This window comes from Modestobacter sp. SYSU DS0511, from assembly GCF_054050755.1.
The window spans coordinates 1-18,716 of record NZ_JBJGZY010000059.1 but is presented as its reverse complement, the minus strand read 5'-3'; the positions used below and the strand labels follow the sequence as shown (position 1 = coordinate 18,716).

The window sequence follows — 18,716 nt, the reverse complement described above, 5'->3', positions numbered from 1 at the left end:
AAACAACAAAAGAATTCTAGAGGTCTTAAAAACACAACCCACCCCCCCCCCCCCCCCCGCCCCCCCCCCCCCCCCCCCCCCCCCCCCCCCCCCCCCCCCCCCCCCCGTCCGTCAGTCGGCCGGCGCGGCCGCTCCGGCGGCTTGCGCCGCCTGGTAGGCCTCCACCGCCTCCTGCAGGTCGGCCTGGGCCTGCCCGATCGCCGCGAAGTCGGCGTTGCGCTGTGCGTCCGCCAGCGCCTCCAGCGCCTCGTCGATGTCCGCGACCGCAGCCTCGAGCGTCGGGGACCCACCCCCGCCACCGTCCGCCGGCGGCGAGGCATCCGGGTCCTCCGTGACGGGTGTCTCCGTTCCGCCCGCGGCGTCGTCGACGTCAGGGGCGGCCTCCCCCGCACCCGGACCGAAGACCTGCTCCAGCGCCTCGGCCAGGGTGTTCGCGTAGCCGATCCGGTCCTGGTAGTTCACCAGCACCTTCTGCAGCAGCGGGAAGGCGTTCTCGCCGGTGCCCTCCACGTAGAGCGGTTCCACGTACAGCAACCCGGCGTCGCCGATCGGCAGGGTCAGCAGGTTGCCGAACACGGCCGTGGAGTTCTCGCTGTTGAACAGCGTCAGGTCCGGGCGGACCTGGTTGTTGCTCGTGAACGAGTTCTGCACCTGCTGAGGGCCGCGGTAAGGAGTGTTCCCCGGCAGTCGCAGCACCTGGATCTCCCCGTAGCTCTCCGGCGCCGAGGACGCGGAGATGAAGGAGGAGAGGTTCTCCCGCCGGAACGCGTTCAGCGCGCTGGTCAGCTGGAAGGTCGCCTCTTCATCCCCCGGCCGCTGCGCCAGGATGTAGTACGGCGGCTGCGCCTCCGAGGTCTCCTGGGTCGGGTCCGTGGGCACCTGCCACCGGTCGTTCTGGTTGTAGAAGTCCACCGGGTTGGCCACGTGGTACCGGGTCAGCACGTCCCGCTGGAGCTTGAACAGGTCCTCCGGGTACCGGACGTGGCTGATCAGCTCCTCGGACATGTCGCTCTGCGGCTGCACGACGTCCGGGAAGGCCTTCATGTACGTCTGCAGGACCGGGTCGAGGTTGGCCTCCTGGTCCCAGGCGTAGAGCGTCACCGTGCCGTCGTAGGCGTCGACGGTGGCCTTGACCGAGTTGCGGATGTAGTTGAACTGCTCGTTCGGCAGGGCCGTGGTGCCGACGCCCGTCAGGGCGTCGGTGGCCGCCTCACCCAGCGACATCTGCTCGGCGTAGGGGTAGGCGTCCGACGTCGTGTACCCGTCGAGGATCCAGGTGACCCGGCCGTCGATGACCGCGGGGTACGGGTCCCCGTCCACGGTCAGGAACGGCGCGGCCTTCTCCACCCGCTGCAGCGGGTCGCGGACGTAGAGGACCTTCGACTCGTCGTTGACCGCACCCGAGAGCAGGAAGTTCCGCTCGCGGTAGAAGATCGCGAAGGTCAGCTGCCGGAAGAAGCTCCCGATCGACACCCCGCCCTCGCCGTCGTAGGTGGAGTTGATCTGACCGTCACCCGACCCGCCCTCGGGCTGGTCGAACTCCCGGGGCGTCGTCCCCTCCGGCGCGCCGACCACCGAGTAGACGTCCTGGCCGGCGACGTTCATCAGCTCGCCGTAGTAGATGCGGGCCTGGTCGACCTCGATGTCACCGGTGGTCGGCAGGTTGCCGGTGGTGAAGTTCGGCTCGCCGCCCTCCTGACCGGCCACCACCTGGTTGGCCGGCGCGGCGACGAAGCCGTTGCCGTGGGTGTAGACGGTGTGCCGGTTGATCCAGCTGCTCTGGTTCTCGCTCAGGCCGGACTGGTCAAGCTCCCGGACGGCGACCACGTAGTCCTGCAGCTCGCCGTCGACGGCGTACCGGTCGATGTCCAGCTTGTCCGGGAAGCCGTAGATGTTGCGGATCTGCTGGCGGGCGGTGAACGTCGCCGACAGCACGTTCGGGTCCAGCAGCCGGGCGTTGGAGATGGTCGGGGAGTCCGCCAGCTCGGCCAGCGCGGCCTCGGTGTCGACGGTGTCGGTGACGTCGCCGTCCTCGGCCTGCCCACCGGTGGTCTGGTCCTGCGCGTAGGGCACGTACTCGACCGCATCGAGGTCGTAGGCGGCCAACGTGCTCTGGATGGCCCGCTCGATGTACTCCTGCTCCCGCTGGTCGGCCGAGGGGCGGACGACGAACTGCTGCACGATCGCCGGGTAGGCCACCCCGATCACCAGGCTGGCGACCAGCAGCAGCACCAGCGCGGCCGCCGGCAGCAGCGTGTTGCGCACCAGGATGTTGGCGAAGAAGGCGATGGCGCAGATGGCCGCCACGAAGACCAGGATGTTCTTCGCCGGCAGCAGCGCGTTCACGTCGGTGTAGCTGGCGCCGGTGAAGACGTCACCGCGGTTGGAGTAGACCAGCCCGTAGCGGTCCAGCCAGTAGGCCACCGCCTTCAGCGCGACGAACAGCCCGACCAGCACCGACAGCTGCACCCGGGCGGCACCGCTGAGCTTCTGCCCCGGCGTCTGCAGCCGCAGGCCGCCGAAGACGTAGTGCGTGAGCACCGAGCCGATCAGGGCCAGCAGCACGATGGCGAACCCGAAGCCCAGCGCCAGCCGGTAGAAGGGATAGTCGAAGACGAAGAAGGACAGGTCCAGGCCGAACTGCGGGTCGGTCCGCCCGAAGTCGGTGGCGTTGCGGAACTCCAGCCAGGTGCGCCAGCTGCCCTGGGCGGTGAAGCCGGCGAACAGGCCGAGCACCACGGCGAGCGCGGTCAGCAGCGTCTTGCGACGCGGCTCGATCGACTGCCGGTAGCGCTCGAGGTTCTGCTGCTCCAGCGACATCGGCCGGAAGGTCGGCCGGAAGCGGTAGGCCAGGTACACCGCCAGCCCCACCAGGCCGCCGGTGGCCACGCCGACCACCGCGAACAGCAGGGCGCGGGTCTGCACCTCGGTCCAGAAGACCTCGGTGAAGTTCGTCTCGTCGAACCAGAGGTAGTCGACGTAGACGTTGGTCAGGGTGCCGATGACGCTGAACAGCACCAGCAGGACGGCGACGACGCCGATGACCAGCTTGGCGCGCCGGGACAGCGTCGGCACCGGCACGGGGGGCCGCATGGCCACGGTCGGTCTCCTGTCTGTTGCGACGTACTCGAAGAACGGTGTTCTCGAGGAGCGGTGTCCTCGCAGAGATCGTGCTCGCGGGGCGTTCCCGGGCCCGGCGCGGGGCCGGGAGCCCAGGTCCGACCGTAGGGGCATCGGCGGCGCCGGTGGGGCACCGGACACTCCCGGGTCGCATCCTCAACTGTTCGTGACCGCGCCGGGTTCCCGAGCCGCTCGGGCCACCTGGGTCAGCAGAGGTCGGGGATGACCCCCGCCCGCAGGTCCGCCAGGGCCCGGAGCGCGTCGTCGAGGGTGGCCACCTCGGCCATCGGCAGGCCCGGCTGCGCGTTCGCGAGCGCCTCAGCGCAGTTCTCGCTGGGCACCAGGAACAGGTCGGCGCCGATCTCCCGGGCGGAGACCAGCTTCAGCGGGACGCCGCCGATCGGCCCCACGGCACCGTCGACGTCGATCGTCCCGGTGCCCGCCACCACGGCACCCTCGGTGAGATCGGTGTCCCCCACCAGGTCGATGATGCCCAGGCTGAGCATCAGCCCCGCCGACGGGCCACCGACGTCGTTCACCTGGATCTCGACGTCGAACGGTGCGTGCGGGGTCTCCAGCACGCTGATGCCGAGCGCCGCGCCCTCCCCGTCCGGCGCGGCCGTCGTCGTCACGGTGCCGCTGCCGGTGACGCCGAGCCGGGTGTACTCGACCTCGACCTCGGTGCCCGGCTCGATCGCGCCGAGCACCGCGGCGAGCGTCTCGAAGTCCGGCGTCGGCGTGCCCGCCACGGCCCGGACGGCGTCACCGGCCTGCAGCGTCCCCTCGGCCGGGGAGCCGTCGACCAGCTCCTGGACGACGACCGCCTCCGGGTAGCCGAGCTCGCCCAGCGCCGCTCCGCGGGCGGCCTGCTCGGAGGTGAGGAAGGCCTGCCGGTTCTGCTGGCGGGTCTCCTCCTCCGACTGGCCCGACGGGTAGATCTGCTCCCGGGGCACCACGGTGACCTCGTCGTCGAACCAGCCCTGCACCGCGCCGACCAGCGTCAGCGGCCCGGAGGGGACCCCGACCGTGGTCAGGTTGAGGTTCCCCGAGGTCTCGTTCTCCTCCCGGCCCACCACGTTGATGATCGGGGTGCCGTCGATCTCGCCGAGCGTGTTGTAGGTCGGGCCGGGCACCTGCGCGACGTAGGGCACCGGCAGCAGCGAGCCGAGCGCGCCGAACACGAACAGCAACACCGACCCGGCGACCAGCACGGTGGTCCGACGGCTCACGACTCCCCCTCGTCCGGCGCGACACCGACCCAGCGTCGCCTGTCGAACGGCGAGAGTAGGTGACCTGCCGCCGGCCGCCGCGGGACGCGCTCCGCTCCGAGCGCGACCGCGGGCCGCCGGGCAGCGCCCGGAGGTGCGCTGCGGACCGCCGCCCGCGTCTACGGTGGGGTCATGAGTGATCTCCCGTTCGGCTTCGGCCCACCCGACCGCGATCCCGAGCGCCGGGGCGAGTCCGGCGGCTCGGGCGGTGGCCCGGCCGGGAACGACCCGTTCGGCCTGGGGGCCCTCTTCGGCGCTGCCGGCGGCGCCGGCGGCCCGGCCGACCTGATGGGCAAGATGCCGCTGTTCGCCGAGCTGCAGAAGCTGATGAACTGGTCCGGCGGCCCGGTGAACTGGGACCTGGCGCGCCAGGGGGCGATCAGCCAGCTGGCCCCGGGGCACCAGCCCACCTCCGCCGGCGAGCGGTCCGCGGTCACCGAGGCGCTGCGCCTGGCCGACCTCTGGCTGGACCAGGTCACCGAGCTGCCCTCGGGCATCGACCGCGGTCTGGCCTGGTCGCGCGTGGAGTGGGTGGAGCAGACCCTGCCGGCGTGGGCCGCGCTCATCGACCCGCTGGCCGAGCGGGTGGTCGCCGCCATGACCAGCGCACTGCCCGCCGAGGCCGCAGCGATCGCCGGCCCGCTGGCCGGGATCATGGGCCAGATGGGCGGCGTCATGTTCGGCGCCCAGGTCGGACAGGCGCTGGCCCGGCTCGCCGACGAGGTCACCACCAGCACCGACGTCGGGCTGCCGCTGGGCCCGCAGGGCGCCGGCGTGCTGGTGCCGCAGAACGTCGCCGCCTTCGGTGCCGGGCTGGACCGTCCCGAGGACGAGGTCCGCCTCTTCCTCGCGCTGCGCGAGGCCGCCCACCAGCGGCTGTTCGCGCACGTCCCGTGGCTGCGCCAGCAGCTGACCGACGCCGTGCACGCCTACGCCCGGGGCATCCACGTCGACCGCGAGGCGATCGAGCGGGGCATCCAGGAGGCGATGGGCGGCATGGAGGGCGGCCTGGACCCCAGCGACCCGGAGAGCATCCAGCGACTGCTGGGCAGCGGGGTGCTGGAGCCCGAGGAGACCCCTGAGCAGCAGATGGCCCTGCGCCGGCTGGAGACCCTGCTGGCCCTGGTCGAGGGCTGGGTGGACAGCGTGGTCGCCGCCGCGGCCGCCGAGCGCCTGCCCGGGCACTCCGCGCTGGCCGAGACGATGCGCCGTCGCCGAGCCTCCGGCGGCCCGGCCGAGCAGACGTTCGCCACGCTGGTCGGGCTGGAGCTGCGGCCGCGCCGGCTGCGCGACGCCAGCACGGTGTGGGGGGCCATGGCCCAGCAGCACGGCAGCGCGGAGCGCGACCGGCTCTGGTCGCACCCGGACCTGCTGCCCACCTCCGAGGACCTCGACGAGCCGCTGGACTTCGTCGCCCGTCAGGGCGCCGGGGACCCCCTCGCCCAGCTCACCGCCGACGGGCTCGACGAGCAGTCCCGCGACGAAGCCGCTGACGGTGGGGAGCCGCAGGGCGACGACCCGGAGAACGGCGACACCCCCCGCAGCTGAGCGCGGGGCCCCGTCCGACCTCGGTGACGTGCTGGAACGGCCCCGCCGCAGGGGCCCACCGCGCGAGCGCGGTGACGTGCTGGAACGGCCCCGCCGCAGGGGCCCGCCGCGAGCGTGCGAGCGGTGGGGATCGGCCCCGTCCCGAGGCTCGCCCCGAGCCTGCGAGGGGTGAGGAGGACGGGGTCCTTCGACCTTCGTCAGTCGATGGCGCCGGGCTCCAGGTCGCCGTCGGCCGCGGCGGGCGCGGTCCGCCCGCCGTGCTCGACGCCCTCGAGGAACCCGAGCGCCCGCTCGGCCCGCGGGTAGGCGTGCACCAGCGCCCAGAAGCGCTGGTCGTGGTTGGGCTCGATCAGGTGGGCGAGCTCGTGCACCAGGACGTAGTCGACGACGAACTCGGGCATCCCCCGCAGCCGGCTGGACAACCGGATCGTGCCGTCGGCGGGGGTGCACGACCCCCAGCGGCGGTTCTGGTTGTCGACCCAGCGCACGCTGACCGGCACGGCGCGCCCGTCGAGGTGCGCGTCCGCGAGCTGCCGGGCGCGCGCCATCAGGTCCTCGTCCGAGCCGAGGGTGCGCTTGCGCCGCTCCTCCCGGGTCTGCAGCTTGGCCACCATCTGGTCGACCCAGCGTCGCTCCTCGGCCGCGCTGAACGCGGCCGGGATCAGCACGATGGTGCGGCCGTTCTCCCGGTACGCGGTCACGGTCCGCCGTCGCCGAGCACTGCGCCGCACCTCGATGGGTCCGGCCACGGTCGTCAGCGCCTCGTCCGCGGCGGCGGGCGGGGCGTCCGGGCGGCGCTCGGGTCGCTGGTGCACGGACGCACGGTAGCCGTCGGCGCGGGGTCCGCCCAGCGGGCCGACACCCGGTGGTGGACAGGTCCACACGGTCAGTGGACAGCCGCTGCCGACGGATCCCCCGAACGGTGGAACGCAGTCTCCTCCTCCACACCCCGACGACGGCGTCGGCGCAGGTGAGCGGCCCGCCGGCCGGGTCGGCCGCGCGCCGGTCCCCCGTCCGTGCACAGCCCGATCCCACCGCTTCCCCACCGTGTCCACACCTTCGTGCACAGGGTGTGGGCCAGCTGCGACCGGTCCACGCCAGCCGGCCTGTGGACGACGTCGGCACGGGCGCCCCACCCGCTGGCACCCTGCTGCCGGTGACCGAGACCCCGCACCCCCTGCTCCCCGCCACCACGCCGGTGTCCTGCCCGGACGAGGGCACGGTGCAGGTCGGCGGTGCCGACGGGCGCGACGGCGTACGGGTGTGGCCGGCCGGTCCGGAGATCGCCCGGCTGCTCACCGGCATCGACGGCCGGCGCACCGAGCGCGCCCTGCGCGGCGACTGGTCCGCGGCCGGGCTCGGCGACGACGTCGTCGAGGACCTGCTGGCCGGGCTCCGCGGCGCCGGGCTGCTGCACGAGGTCAGCGCCGGCGACCTGCTGGCCACCGACCCCGGCCCGGCGGCCGCCTCCCGGGCCGACCTGGAGCTGCCCACCGTCGCCGCCGGGCGCTGGCGGGTCCGGCGGCAGAGCTCGGTCGTCGTCGAGGGCGCGACCCGGGTCGGCACCCCGCTCGCGGCCCTGCTGGCCGCCAGCGGCGTCGGGCGGGTCTCCGTCCGCGATCGCGGGCTGACGACCGCCGGAGAACCGGTCGTCGGCGGCGTCGCCGTCGTCGACGAGGGCCGGCCGCGGGTGCTGGCGGCGGCCGACGCGGTCCGGCGGGCCAGCCCGCTGACCGACCTGCGCCCACTGCCCCCGGAGCAGCACCCCGACCTGGTGGTGCTGTGCCGCCCGTGGGCGGCCGTCGACCCGCTGACCGCCGCGCTGCACCGCGACGGGGTGGCGCACCTGGTCGCCACGGTGCGCGGGGAGACCGGAGTGGTCGGTCCGCTCGTCCTGCCGGGCGTGAGCAGCTGCCTGCGCTGTGCCGAGGGGTGGCGCCGGGACGACGACCCGGCCTGGCCGGCGATCGCCGTCCAGCTCGCCGCCAGCCGGCCGGGTCCGGCGGGCAGCACCCTGACCTGCCTGGCCACCGCGGTGACCGCGGCCGTCCAGGCGCTCGCCCACCTCGACGGCGGCGACCGGGCCCCGGCCGTCCTCGACGCCGCGGTGGAGCTGCGACCACCGTCGCTGGAACCCCGCCTGCGCCGCTGGCCGCCGCACCCCGCGTGCGGCTGCGGCGCCGCAGCAGAGGGCGGGGTCGCGGCGGAGAGGGGACAATGGGCTGGTGAGTGACACCGAGCGGGACATCCCACGGGGGGCGGTGTCCCGAACGGCCCGGCTGGCAGCTCTGCCGCTGGGCGCCGCCGGGCGGGCCACCCTCGGCATCGGCAAGCGACTGTCCGGCCGGCCGGCCGAGGAGGTCGACGCCGAACTCCAGCAGCGCACCGCGGAGCAGCTCTTCGCCGTGCTCGGGCAGCTCAAGGGCGGGGCGATGAAGCTCGGCCAGCAGCTGTCCATCTTCGAAGCGGCGGTGCCCGACGAGGTGGCCGGCCCCTACCGCGAGGCGCTGGTCAAGCTGCAGGAGGCCGCGCCGCCGATGCCGGTGCGCACCGTGCACGCCGTGCTGGCGCAGCAGCTCGGCGGCCGGTGGCGGGAGCGGTTCCGCGACTTCGACGACACCCCGGCCGCCGCGGCCAGCATCGGTCAGGTGCACCGGGCGACCTGGCGCGACGGTCGGGACGTCGCGGTGAAGATCCAGTACCCCGGGGCCGGGACGGCGTTGATGGCCGACCTGAACCAGCTCGCCCGCTTCGCGCGGATGTTCGCCGTGCTGTTCCCGGGCATGGAGATCAAGCCGCTGATCGCCGAGCTGAAGGTCCGCGCCGAGGAGGAACTGGACTACGGGCTGGAGGCCGACGCGCAGCGGGGCTTCGCCGCGGCCTACGCCGACGACGAGCAGATCGCCGTCCCGCGGGTGGTGGCCAGCGCGCCCAAGGTCATCGTCTCCGAGTGGCAGGAGGGCACCCCGCTGTCCCGGATCATCGCCCACGGCACCCGGGAGCAGCGCGACCGCGCCGGGCACCTGATGGCGGTGCTGCACTTCTCCGGTCCGCAGCGGGCACGGTTGCTGCACGCCGACCCGCACCCGGGCAACTACCGGCTGCTGCCCGACGGGCGGCTCGGGGTCATCGACTTCGGCGCCACAGCCCGGCTGCCCGAGGGTCTGCCCGAGCCGATCGGCCGCCTGGTGCGGTGGGCGCTGGAGGGCCGGGCCGAGGACGTGCTGACCGACCTGCGGAAGGAGGGCTTCGTCCGGCCGAATGTCGAGGTCGACGCCGAGAGCGTGCTCGACTTCGTGCTGCCGTTCCTGGAGCCGATCGCAGTTCCGTCCTTCCAGTTCACCCGCACGTGGATGCAGGAGCAGGCCGTGCGGATCGGTGACCCGCGCAGCGACGCCAGTCGGCTGGGGCGCCAGCTGAACCTGCCGCCGGCGTACCTGCTGATCCACCGGGTGACCATCGGGTCGATCGGGGTGCTCTGCCAGCTCGACGCACAGGCGCCCTACCGGGGCGTGTGCGAGGAGTGGCTGCCGGGCTTCGCCGGCTGACGGTCCACCCCGGAGCACCCGGGTGCGGCGGCGGTGGGCCGTCGCCGCACCCGGGTGGGGTGCCGGGTGGCCGGGCTCACCAGACCGCCGCCCCGGCCCGGGCAGCGCGGCGGGTGGCCCGCTCCGCCCGGCGGTCGCAGCGGCGGGCGGTGGCGATCCGTCGCGCGCGCGCCGACCGGTCGGCGTCGGCCAGTCGTTGCCGTACCTGGTCGAGGACCAGGTCGGGGTCCATCAGGAACATCGCGGGTCCTCCGGGTGCGGGGGCGCCGTGCGGCGCCGGTGGGTGGTGCATCGGGTCACGGGCCGGCTGCCGCCCGGACGTCGGACGGCGGCCGGCCTGGTGCTGCGGTGGGTGTGGCTCATGCCGCGACCTCCGCCCGGACCTTGGGGGGACGCCCCCGCGGCCGCTTGCGGGCGATCACGACACCGCGGTCGAAGATCTCCCCGCCCCAGACACCCCATGGCTCGGCCCGGTCGAGCGCTCCGGCCAGGCAGGACGCCCGGACGGGACACTCGACGCACAGGCTCTTGGCCTGCTCGAGCTGGGCCGGCGCCTCGGCGAACCACAGGTCCGGGTCGGACGACGCCCGGCAGGGCAGCGTGCGGCGCGGCGCCGGGGTCGGCCCGGTGGTGGACACGTGCGTGCGGTCGATCCCTCGCCGGCGGTGGGTCGCGGGCTCGATCGTGGTCGGCACGACCGCTCCTCCTCTTCCTCGGTCGGTAGGCCGGTCGACGGGGTCCCGCCGACCGGTGGTCGGGGTGGGTCCGCGAGGCAGAGAAAGACGAAGGCCGCGGATCCCGGTTTCCGGGTTCCGCGGCCTCGAGGAGGACCAGCCGAGCGGCTAGCTCAGCGGGTCTTCCGGGGGCAGGTCACCCGGGGTGGTGCTGGTGGCGCGCTGCGCGGGGACGCCGGTGGCGGCGAGGCCCGTGCGAGTGGGGGCGATCAGGTGCGCATCGGTGCCGTAGCGCGCACCGGTGCGCTTCGGGGTGGCGTCCGCGCCGGAGAGCAGGCCGCGCAGCCGGACGGCGGGCAGACCGGTCCCCTGGAACGGAGCGGCGGTGGGCGCCATCAGGACGGCGCGCTCGGTCCACGCGGTGGCGCACACGGCAGCGGCCGGCTCGGGGGCCACGACGCCCAGGCCGGTCACGACGAAGTCGGTGCTGTTCACGGGGCCCCTCCTCTCCGGGGTCGGAGCCCGGCCTGCCGGCCGTGCTCCCTGCTGGTGGTGCTCTGTCCTCGGTGGTGCTCTGTCCTGGGTGGTGCTGGTCGTCGGCGGCGCCGTCTCCGGTCCTGCCGAGTGCGTCCTGGGTCACCCCCAGGTGCTGCAGCGAAGGCTAGGGGCTGGCCGACGAACGGGTCAATCGAATTACCGGTGAATCGCGGAGAAGTGTGTTCTCCCAGGTCAGGCGGGCGATCAGCCGTCGATGGCCGCGAGCACCCCGGCGCCGTAGAGCTCGAGCTTCCGGGCCCCGACGCCGGGCAGCGCGGACAGCTCGCGCAGCGACGTCGGCCGGGTCTCGGCGATCGCCTGCAGGGTGGCGTCGGTGAACACCACGTAGGCCGGGACGGACGCCTCCTGGGCGGTGCTGCTCCGCCAGGCGCGCAGCCGCTCGAACCGCTCACCGGCCTCCCCCTCCAGCACGACCTTGGGCCGCTTCGCCGGGCGCCGGGGCGCCGCGGCGGTGTCCGGGGCCAGCCCGTCGAGGAAGCGGCTGCGCGGCCGGGCCCGGCGCCCGCCGGGGTTGCGCGCCAGCGACCAGGAGAGGGTGAGCTGCTCGCGGGCCCGGGTCACCGCGACGTAGAGCAGCCGCCGCTCCTCCTCGACCGCCTCCGGACGAGACTGCGACTGGGCGATCGGCACGACGCCGTCGACCAGGCCGACGACGAACACCGCGTCCCACTCCAGGCCCTTGGCCGCGTGCATCGACGCGAGCGTCACGCCCTGCACGGTCGGCGCGTGCTGGGCGTTGGCGCGCTCGGCGAGGTGGGCGACGAACCCGGCGAGGTCGAGCGTGGGCTGCTCGGCCACCAGGTCGACGGCGAGGTCGACCAGCGCGGCCAGCGACTGCCACCGGTCCCGGGCCGCGCCACCGGCCGGCGGCTGGTGCTCGGCCCAGCCCACGGACGCCAGCACGTCGCGCACGGTGGGCACCAGGGCGCCCTCCTCGTGCCCACCGGCAGCCGCGCCGCGCAGCAGCAGGACCGCCTCGCGCACCTCGGGCCGCTCGAAGAACCGCTCACCGCCCTTGAGCACGTACGGCACACCGACGTCGGCCAGCGCGGACTCGTAGACCTGGGACTGGGCGTTGATCCGGAACAGGACGGCGATCTCGCTGGCCGGCAGCCCGCTGTCGATGAGCTCCCGGCAGGCCTTCGCCACCGCGGCGGCCTCGGCCGGCTCGTCGGGGTGCTCGACGAACCGGGGGGCCGGGCCCTCCGGACGCTGCCCCAGCAGCCGCAGCCCCGGCAGGCCCTTGCGGGGCGGGGCCTGGCCGATGAGCTTGTTCGCCAGCCCGACCACCTGCGGGGTCGAGCGGTAGTCACGCTCGAGCTTGACCACCTCGGCGTCGCCGTACCGGTCGGCGAAGCCCAGCAGGTAGTCCGGGTCGGCACCGGTGAAGGAGTAGATCGTCTGGTTCGGGTCACCGACCACGCAGACCTCGGCGCGCCCGCCGAGCCAGGCGTCGAGCAGCCGCTGCTGCAGCGGGTTGACGTCCTGGTACTCGTCGACGACGAAGTGCCGGTACTGCGCGCGCACCTCCCGGGCGACGTCCGGGTGCTCCTCGATGGCGTAGGCCGTGACCAGCAGCAGGTCCTCGAAGTCCAACGTGCCGTCACGCTGCTTGGCCGACTCGTAGCTGCGGTACACCTCGGCGACCGCCGCGGCGTCGAAGGGCAGTTCCCGCCCCGCCGCCGCGGCCCGGGCCGGGTAGTCCTCCGGCGTGGCCAGCGTGGTCTTGGCCCACTCGATCTCGCTGGCGAGGTCGCGCAGGCTGGTGCGGTCGGTGGTGAGCCGGTTGCGGGTCGCCGCGCCGGCGACGACCCGGAGCTTGTTCTCGATCAGCTCCGGCATCGGGCCGCCGAGGACCCGGGGGGCGAAGTAGCGCAGCTGGCGCATCGCCGCGGAGTGGAAGGTGCGGGCCTGGACACCCCCCACACCGAGCGCGGAGAGCCGCCCGCGCAGCTCACCGGCGGCGCGGGCGGTGAAGGTCACCGCGAGCACCTGCTCGGGGACGAACTCCCCGAGGTGCACGCCGTAGGCGATCCGGTGGGTGATCGTGCGGGTCTTGCCGGTGCCGGCACCGGCCAGGATGCAGACCGGCCCCCGCACCGCGGCCGCGGCCGCCCGCTGCTGCTCGTCCAGGCCGGCCAGCACCGCCTCGGCGCCCGCCGCCCCTTCCCGGACCCCGTCCGCTGCGATCCGGCCCTCTGCTGTCCGCGGCATCCCCACGTCCCCGATCCTCCCAGCCCGGGACGACAGGCCGGGGAAGCATCCCCAGGACCGGGGCGTTGCCCCACCGGCAGGCTCCCCGGGCCGGGGCCACCCGCCCCGGGTGGCCCTCCGGGGCACGAACGCGAGAGGATCCACCCGATGAGCGCTCCGGCACCCACAGTCACGATGTACACCACCAGCTGGTGCGGCTACTGCGTCCGGCTGAAGAAGCTGATGCAGCTCGAGGGGATCGACTACGCCGAGGTCAACATCGAGACCGACGAGAACGCCGCCGAGCTGGTCATGCAGGCCAACGGCGGCAACCGCACCGTGCCCACCCTGGTGTTCGCCGACGGCTCGGCGCTGACCAACCCGAGCATCGAGCAGGTCAAGGGCCAGCTCGCGCAGCTCCCGGACGCGTGATCCCCGACCCGCGGCCCTCCGGGGGCGACGACCGCCCCGCGGGGGGTTGCGGGAACGGGTCCGCAGCCTCCGAGCCCGCCGCAGCCGACTGTCCCCTGGCCGCGACCCGCAGCACCTGGGTCGTGCTGCCACCGGAGGCGCTGCGCACGCCCGACGGCGCGCCGGCCGTGCTGCTGACCCGCACCACGGCGGGGTGGACGGTGCTGCAGCCCCCGGCCGGGGTCGGCCAGTCCGCCGGCGCGGAGGGCGACACCGGGCTCCCGCTGGTCGAGGCGATGACCCTCGCCGACCTGGTGGCCGGCGAGCTGGGGGTCCGTCCCGAGCCCGACCGTCAGGCCCGCCGGGCGGCCCGGTCCGGCGCGGCACCGGCGGCTGCCGAGGGCAGTGCCGAGACCGAGGAGGTCCAGGCCCTGCGGCGCACCATCGCCCAGCTGGAGCACGCCCTGGCCGCCCGGGTATCGATCGAGCGGGCGATCGGGGTGCTCGCCGAGCGCCACGACGCCCCGCCGAGAGAGGCCTTCGAGCAGCTGCGCCAGCAGGCCCGCAGCTCGGGACGCTCGGCCGCCGACCTCGCTCTGGAGGTGTTGGCCTCCCTCTCCCCGGAGCCACCGCACCCGGCACCGGGACGCCGGGGCGCCCACGACGACGGCGCCGGCCGGGCGCCGCACGTGCTGGGGTCGAGCGGCACCGACGCGCCCGCCCCGGGAGCGCCGAGCTGACCGCTCCGCTCCCGCTCTCCCCCGGTGCCCTCGCCGATCGCCTGGCCGAGCTGCTCGCCCCGCTGCCGCCCGAGGCCGGCGCGGCCGCGCTGCGGGTGGCCGTCGACGGCCCGGAGCTGCCGGGCGCCGCCGATGGGGTGACCGGGCCGGGAACGCTGGCCACCGCGCTGGCCGAACGACTGCCGGGCCTCAGCCGCGCGGCCGCGGTCGTGCCGGCCGATGGCTTCTACCGCCCGGCGTCCCTGCGACTGGAGCACGGCCGCACCGACCCCGACGCCCGGTACTCCGACTGGCTGGACGCCGGCGCGCTGGCGCGGGAGGTGCTGGACCGCTGCGGTCCCGGCGGCCCGGGTGAGTACCTGCCCGCGCTCTGGGACGTGGCGCGTGACCGGGCGGCCCGCGAGAGCTACCGCCCCGCTCCGGCCGGCGGCGTGCTGCTGGTGCCCGGCTCGCTGCTGCAGGGGCTGGGGCTGGCCTTCGACGTGGTCGTGCACCTGCGGGTCAGCCCGGCCGCCCGGCGCCGCCGGGTGCCGGCGGAGCGGGAGTGGGAGCTGCCCGCCTTCGACCGCTACGACGACGAGGTCGACCCGCAACTGCTCGCCGACGCGGTGGTGCTCGCCGACCACGCCGACCGCCCCGCCCTCGTCCTGCAGGGGCGCTTCAGCTGAGGGACGATCCCGTCCCCCTCATCCCTCGCGAGCTCGGGACGGGCCTCGGGACGGGGCCATCAGAGCTCGCCGGCCACCCAGCGGTCGATGATGTGCCGCGCGATGGAGACCCGGGGCGGCAGCGCCTGCGGGCCGCTGCCCGAGCGCAGCTCGTCCCGGCTGAACCAGCGCGCCTCCTCGATCTCGTCGTGGTCGATGCGCAGGTCGGTGTCGACCGCGCGGGCCACGTAGCCCAGCATCAGCGACTGCGGGAACGGCCAGGGCTGACTGGAGACGTACCGCACGTCGGTGACGCGGATGCCGACCTCCTCGGCCACCTCGCGGGCCACCGCCGCCTCCGCGGACTCCCCCGGCTCGACGAAGCCGGCCAGGATGGAGAACCGCCCGGCCGGCCAGACGGCCTGCCGGCCCAGGACGCAGCGGTCGCCGCCGTCGTGCACGAGCATGATCACCGCCGGATCGGTGCGCGGGAAGACCTCGCGGCCGTTCTCCGGGTCGCGCTGCACCCAGCCGGCGCGCTCGATGGTGGTGCGCGCACCGGTCATCGGTGAGAACCGGTTGCGCTCGTGCCACTCGATGATGCCCACGGCCTGCGCCAGCAGACCGGCGTCGAGGTCCCCGAGCTCGCCCCCCACCTCGCGCAGGCCGGCCCAGCGGTCGACCTGCCGGCCGTCGAGTGCCGCCGGGCGCGGCGTGCGCAGCACGGCGTAGGGGACGTCGTCGGCCTCACCGAGGTAGATCGCGCTCTCGGGCATCGTCGGGCGCTCGTCGTAGACCAGCTCCGGCCGGCCGCCGGCATCGCGGACCGGCGCGGCGCGCTGGTCGTCGACGAGCAGCACCCGCACCGGCCGCCCCTGGGCGGGGTCGGGCAACAGCCGGGAGAGGTGCCCGCGGTCGTGCGCGGTGCGGGAGAGCAGCGGGGTCTCGGTGACCGCGCCGGCGTAGCGGTCGTCGGGCCAGAACCCGCGGACGTCGGGCGGTGTGGTGCCGGGTGCGGGGTTGTCGGCCGGGGTGCTGCCGCCGGGCGGGACGCTCACGCCCCGGCCTGCGGCGCCGGCGCGGTCGGGACCGGACGGACCTCGACCGGACCGACCGCGCCGAGCGGGTCGGCGACCCGCTCGGCGTCCCCGACCACGACCGCGGTCAGCGCGGTGGGCGCGAGCCACCGGCGGGCGGCCTCGGTGACCTCGTCGACCCCGACGGCGGCCAGCGCCCGCTGGTGGTCGGCCAGCCACTCGGCGGACAGGCCCGATCCGAACAGCGCGGAGAGGGTGCTGGCCAGGCCGGCGTGGGTGGCGGTGCCCAGTGCGAGCGTGCCGAGCAGGTAGCGACGGGCGGACTCGAGCTCGGCCTCGGAGACCGGGGTCAGCGCCATGCGCCCGAGCTCGTAGACCGTCTCCAGCAGCGCCGGGCCGGTGACCTCGGTGGCGACGTCGGCGTCGACCAGGAAGGAGGAGCCGGCGACCAGGTGCTCCACCGAGCTGCGCGGGCTGTAGGTGTACCCCCGCCGCTCGCGGAGGTTCTCCACCAGCCGGGAGGAGAAGTAGCCACCGAACACCATGCTGGCCAGCCGGACGGCGGGCAGCTGCGGGTCGGTGCGGCCGGGGGCCGGGCCACCGAGGCGGATGTTCGACTGCACGGCGCCGTCCCGGTGCACCAGCTGGAGCGGGCCGGGAGCGGTCGCCGGAGCGGGCGGCGCGGTGACGGCGACGCCCTCGGCGGTCCAGCCCGCCAGGGCGGTGCCCACCGCGTCGGTCGCCGCGACCGGGTCGACGTCGCCGACCAGCACCAGGGTGCTGCCCGCGGGCAGCACCCGGTCGCGGTGCAGCTTGCGCAGCGCCGCCGGGGTGACCGCCCCGACCAGCTCGGCCGACGGCAGCTGCTGGGCGTAGGGGTGCGAGCCGTACCGGCGCTCGGCCAGGGCGGTGCGGGCGATGAGCCCCGGCTGGGAGCGGGCGATGCGCAGCCGCTCCCCGACCCGGGACCGTTCGGCCTCGACCTGGCGCGCCGGGTAGGTGGCCGAGCCGAGCAGCTCGGCGACGACCCCGAGCACCTCGCCCAGGCCACCGGGCAGCATCGTGGTGGCGAGCAGCAGGCGGTCGGCGTCGGCCGAGACCGACAGCTCGGCGCCTTGTGCCTGCAGCAGCTGGGCGAGCTCCAGCTCGTCGTGCCGGGCGGTGCCCAGCAGCACTGCGCCGCTGAGGACGGCGGTGCGCGCGGCGTGCACGGCGGCGGTGCGCGGGGTGGCCGCGGCGAAGGGCACCCGCAGCCGCAGCTCGATCAGCGGCACGCCGGGGCGAGGTACGACGACCAGGCGCAGGCCGTTGGGCAGCGTCGTCTCGTGCACCTGCGGAACGGGCATGGGCCGGGGGTCGCCCAGCGGCGGCACCAGCACCGGGGCGCTCATCGGGCACCGCCCGCACGCAGCTCGAGCACCGCAGCGGTGTCCGGGGACAGCCCGCGCGCCGCCGTCTGCACCTGGTCGGGGGTGACCGCGGCGAGCCGCGCGGCCAGTTCACCGGCCAGCTCGGCACGGCCGTGGATCAGTTCCGCGGCCGCGAAGCCGAGCGTGCGGCCGAGCACGGAGTCGGCCTGCTGCAGCAGCTGGGCCTCGGCCCGGGCGGTCACCCGGGCGAGCTCCTCGGCGGGGACTCCGTCGGTGGCCACCTTCTCGACCTCCTCGTGCACGGCGCGCAGCACCGCGTCGGTCTCGACCTCCGCCGGATGGTGCACCTGGGTGACCAGCAGTGTGGCGTCGCGGACGTCGAACGGGTCACCGAACAGGCCCAGGTAGCTGCTCTGCCCGACCGCGAGGTGGTCGGTGTGCAGCAGCCGGCGCTCCAGCCGGGAGGCGTCGCCCTCGCTCAGCAGCTCGGTGAGCAGCACCGTGCCGAGGTAGGTGTCCAGGTCGTTCACCGGGTCGGGCACCCGCCAGCCGATCGCGACCGCCGGGGCCGGGGCCAGCGGGTCCTCGACCACGCCGCGCCGGACGGCGGTCGGCGAGGGCTCGCCGGTGTTCGGCATCGGCGGGGCGGGGCGGGCGGGCACCTGGTCGAACCAGCGGCGGACCAACTGCTCGGTCTCGGCGACGTCCAGGTCGCCGCCGATGCACAGCACCGCGTTGGCCGGGGCGTAGTAGCGGTCGAAGAAGTCTCGCGCGTCGTCGACCGTGGAGGACTCCAGGTCGACGAAGGAGCCGTAGCCGTCGTGGGTGTTGGCGAAGGTCTCGAACGCGATCGGCGGCAGCTGCAGCCACGGGAAGGCGCCGTAGGGGCGGTTGAGCACGTTGACCCGGATCTCCTCCTTCACCACGTCGATCTGGTTGCGGAGGTTCTCCTCGGTGATGGCCGGGGCGGCCATCCGGTCCGCCTCCAGGAAGAGGGCCCGCTCGAGCGCCTCGGCCGGCAGCGCCTGGAAGTAGTTCGTGTAGTCCTGGTGCGTGGAGCCGTTGAAGGTGCCGCCGGCGGCCTGCACCAGCCGGGCGTGCTCCATCTTCGGGACGTTCGCCGAACCCTGGAACATCATGTGCTCGAACAGGTGGGCGAAGCCGGTGCGGCCCGGCGGCTCGGAACGCATGCCGACGTCGTAGAAGACGCTGACGGCGACGACGGGGACACTCCGGTCGGGCGCCAGGACCACGCGCAGCCCGTTGTCGAGCGTGAACCGCTCGACCGGGTGGCGCAGGACCAGGTCGTCCGCAGTTGCTGTCACACGGCCGACCCTAACCGCGCCCGCCGACGCGCCGCCCAGCGGTTCGCCCGTTCGGGCAGGTGCGACCGAGGCGGCCCGGAGGGACCCCGCCGACGCTTGTGCTCTGCTCACCCGTGGTGAGCAGAGCACGAGCATCCTGGACCCCACCCCCCGTGGGGGGGGGGGGGGGGGGGGGGGGGGGGGGGGGGGGGGGGGGGGGGGGGGGGGGGGGGGGGGGGGGGGGGGGGGGGGGGGGGGGGGGGGGGGGGGGGGGGGGGGGGGGGGGGGGGGGGGGGGG

The 18,716-nt window shown here is 75.0% G+C and carries 16 protein-coding genes; 6 read left to right on the top strand and 10 right to left on the bottom strand.

All coding sequences use genetic code 11. The features are described from left to right. Positions 1-111 precede the first annotated feature (111 nt). Positions 112-3,093 (bottom strand): UPF0182 family membrane protein, encoded by a 2,982-nt coding sequence (locus ACI783_RS19110; RefSeq protein WP_457141915.1) that lies wholly within the window; start codon positions 3,091-3,093, stop codon positions 112-114. 233 nt (positions 3,094-3,326) lie between these two features. After that, a complete protein-coding gene (locus ACI783_RS19105; RefSeq protein ID WP_457141914.1) occupies positions 3,327-4,349 on the bottom strand; it encodes a YlbL family protein in 1,023 nt (340 codons plus the stop codon). 171 nt (positions 4,350-4,520) lie between these two features. On the opposite strand from ACI783_RS19105, the gene ACI783_RS19100 reads away from it, so the two are divergent. After that, on the top strand, positions 4,521-5,936 hold the full coding sequence (locus ACI783_RS19100; protein WP_457141913.1) for a zinc-dependent metalloprotease: 1,416 nt from the start codon (positions 4,521-4,523) through the stop codon (positions 5,934-5,936). A gap of 197 nt (positions 5,937-6,133) precedes the next feature. On the opposite strand, the gene ACI783_RS19095 is transcribed toward ACI783_RS19100, so the two are convergent. Further along, positions 6,134-6,751 (bottom strand): M48 metallopeptidase family protein, encoded by a 618-nt coding sequence (locus ACI783_RS19095; RefSeq protein ID WP_457141912.1) that lies wholly within the window; start codon positions 6,749-6,751, stop codon positions 6,134-6,136. Positions 6,752-7,092: 341 nt separating this feature from the next. Here ACI783_RS19095 and ACI783_RS19090 point away from each other — a divergent pair, with 341 nt between their 5' ends. Further along, a complete protein-coding gene (locus ACI783_RS19090; RefSeq protein ID WP_457141911.1) occupies positions 7,093-8,169 on the top strand; it encodes a ThiF family adenylyltransferase in 1,077 nt (358 codons plus the stop codon). Further along, entirely contained in the window at positions 8,162-9,484 is a 1,323-nt protein-coding gene (locus ACI783_RS19085; protein ID WP_457141910.1) for an ABC1 kinase family protein, read from the top strand. The genes ACI783_RS19090 and ACI783_RS19085 overlap by 8 nt, the downstream gene beginning before the upstream one ends. A gap of 76 nt (positions 9,485-9,560) precedes the next feature. Here ACI783_RS19085 and ACI783_RS19080 read toward each other — a convergent pair whose 3' ends face one another. The 4 genes from ACI783_RS19080 to ACI783_RS19065 form a co-directional block, all read right to left on the bottom strand. Beyond that, positions 9,561-9,725 carry a hypothetical protein gene (locus ACI783_RS19080; protein WP_457084932.1) on the bottom strand — a complete coding sequence of 55 codons (165 nt, stop codon included), beginning with the start codon at positions 9,723-9,725 and terminating at the stop codon, positions 9,561-9,563. A 118-nt stretch (positions 9,726-9,843) separates the two neighbouring features. Then, the gene (locus ACI783_RS19075) at positions 9,844-10,179 is read right to left on the bottom strand and encodes a WhiB family transcriptional regulator (RefSeq protein WP_457141909.1); all 336 of its coding nucleotides are present in this window, start codon (positions 10,177-10,179) and stop codon (positions 9,844-9,846) included. A 147-nt stretch (positions 10,180-10,326) separates the two neighbouring features. Beyond that, on the bottom strand, positions 10,327-10,653 hold the full coding sequence (locus ACI783_RS19070; RefSeq protein WP_457141908.1) for a hypothetical protein: 327 nt from the start codon (positions 10,651-10,653) through the stop codon (positions 10,327-10,329). A 246-nt stretch (positions 10,654-10,899) separates the two neighbouring features. Continuing rightward, on the bottom strand, positions 10,900-12,930 hold the full coding sequence (locus ACI783_RS19065) for an ATP-dependent DNA helicase UvrD2 (RefSeq protein ID WP_457084929.1): 2,031 nt from the start codon (positions 12,928-12,930) through the stop codon (positions 10,900-10,902). 147 nt (positions 12,931-13,077) lie between these two features. Here ACI783_RS19065 and ACI783_RS19060 point away from each other — a divergent pair, with 147 nt between their 5' ends. From ACI783_RS19060 to ACI783_RS19050, 3 genes are all read left to right on the top strand, one after another. Continuing rightward, positions 13,078-13,341 carry a mycoredoxin gene (locus ACI783_RS19060; protein ID WP_457141907.1) on the top strand — a complete coding sequence of 88 codons (264 nt, stop codon included), beginning with the start codon at positions 13,078-13,080 and terminating at the stop codon, positions 13,339-13,341. A 122-nt stretch (positions 13,342-13,463) separates the two neighbouring features. Then, positions 13,464-14,060, top strand: a complete 597-nt coding sequence (locus ACI783_RS19055) for an ANTAR domain-containing protein (RefSeq protein WP_457141906.1) — start codon at positions 13,464-13,466, stop codon at positions 14,058-14,060. Positions 14,061-14,155: 95 nt separating this feature from the next. Continuing rightward, the gene (locus ACI783_RS19050; RefSeq protein WP_457141905.1) at positions 14,156-14,728 is read left to right on the top strand and encodes a uridine kinase; all 573 of its coding nucleotides are present in this window, start codon (positions 14,156-14,158) and stop codon (positions 14,726-14,728) included. A 59-nt stretch (positions 14,729-14,787) separates the two neighbouring features. Here the strand turns inward: ACI783_RS19050 and nudC are convergent, their stop codons facing one another. From nudC to ACI783_RS19035, 3 genes are read right to left on the bottom strand one after another with little or no spacing between them, the layout of a single operon-like run. After that, on the bottom strand, positions 14,788-15,765 hold the full coding sequence (gene nudC / locus ACI783_RS19045; RefSeq protein WP_457141904.1) for an NAD(+) diphosphatase: 978 nt from the start codon (positions 15,763-15,765) through the stop codon (positions 14,788-14,790). Then, positions 15,762-17,135 (bottom strand): M16 family metallopeptidase, encoded by a 1,374-nt coding sequence (locus ACI783_RS19040; protein ID WP_457141903.1) that lies wholly within the window; start codon positions 17,133-17,135, stop codon positions 15,762-15,764. The genes nudC and ACI783_RS19040 overlap by 4 nt, the downstream gene beginning before the upstream one ends. Further along, positions 17,132-18,439 (bottom strand): M16 family metallopeptidase, encoded by a 1,308-nt coding sequence (locus ACI783_RS19035; RefSeq protein WP_457141902.1) that lies wholly within the window; start codon positions 18,437-18,439, stop codon positions 17,132-17,134. Before ACI783_RS19035 ends, ACI783_RS19040 begins: the two co-directional genes overlap by 4 nt. Positions 18,440-18,716: the final 277 nt, after the last annotated feature.

Excerpts from the sequence above, each read along its gene's own strand:
- ACI783_RS19110 (WP_457141915.1), bottom strand. The coding sequence starts at position 3,093 with ATGCGGCCCCCCGTGCCGGTGCCGACGCTGTCCCGGCGCGCCAAGCTG.
- ACI783_RS19100 (WP_457141913.1), top strand. The coding sequence starts at position 4,521 with ATGAGTGATCTCCCGTTCGGCTTCGGCCCACCCGACCGCGATCCCGAG.
- ACI783_RS19080 (WP_457084932.1), bottom strand. The coding sequence starts at position 9,725 with ATGTTCCTGATGGACCCCGACCTGGTCCTCGACCAGGTACGGCAACGA.
- ACI783_RS19065 (WP_457084929.1), bottom strand. The coding sequence starts at position 12,930 with ATGCCGCGGACAGCAGAGGGCCGGATCGCAGCGGACGGGGTCCGGGAA.
- ACI783_RS19060 (WP_457141907.1), top strand. The coding sequence starts at position 13,078 with ATGAGCGCTCCGGCACCCACAGTCACGATGTACACCACCAGCTGGTGC.
- ACI783_RS19040 (WP_457141903.1), bottom strand. The coding sequence starts at position 17,135 with ATGAGCGCCCCGGTGCTGGTGCCGCCGCTGGGCGACCCCCGGCCCATG.